Source organism: Alkalibacterium sp. m-11, assembly GCF_054658155.1.
On the sequence record NZ_BAAGIR010000298.1, the window covers coordinates 1 to 803 of the forward strand.

Sequence of the window (803 nt, forward strand, 5' to 3'; positions counted from 1 at the left end):
CGCATATGGGCGTTTCATTTGCATGGCTATTTTTAAACATAATTGCTAAAAATGAGGAATTAACGAATACAGGTTTTCTAATTACATGCAATAGTGGATATTTAGTGTAAAAAGGGTAAATTCAAAAAAAAAATGTTCCTTGAAAAATTAGACATTTCCGATATACTGAAAGATAGAAATTAGAAAAGGAAGCGATTCTGTTGACAGCTTTTGAACAAGCCGTTAGAACACTGAAACGGAATGGTTACAAGACGACAGGGAAAAGACAGCGAATACTGGAAATTCTATATAACAAAAAAAAGTATATGTCTGCTAAAGAAGTCCAGGATCACGTGAAAGAAATGTTCCCGGGCATAAGTCCTGACACTATTTACCGCAATCTTCACACATTTGTAGAATTGTCCGTTGTTGAAGAGACAGAACTGAACGGGGAAAAACTATTTCGTTCCAGCTGTGATGTACACGGACATCACCATCATTTTATCTGTACCGAATGCGGGCAGACGCGTGAACTTGAGATGTGCCCGATGGATATGTTCCAGGGGCAGCTACCAGGTTGTGAAGTCACATCTCATCGATTTGAATTGTTTGGAAAATGTGCAGACTGCTGTGTCGCCGTCTGATCATCAGAGTATAGTGAGTGAGAGTGTTTACATTTTGTCCATATTTAATTTTGGGCTATGTGTAAAATAGTTGTCGGAAAGTAAAATAGTAGGGCAAGAAATTAAAGTAGACAAAAAGAAAGAAGACCCTTAATCTAGAGATAACCACAAATCCAGAAAAGAGGTCTTCTTATGAATCAA

Annotated in this window: 1 protein-coding gene; it reads left to right on the top strand. The window is 37.5% G+C overall.

From position 1 onward, the window contains the following. Positions 1-200 precede the first annotated feature (200 nt). On the top strand, positions 201-623 hold the full coding sequence (locus ACYQ2O_RS12495; RefSeq protein WP_459796739.1) for a Fur family transcriptional regulator: 423 nt from the start codon (positions 201-203) through the stop codon (positions 621-623). Positions 624-803 lie beyond the last annotated feature (180 nt).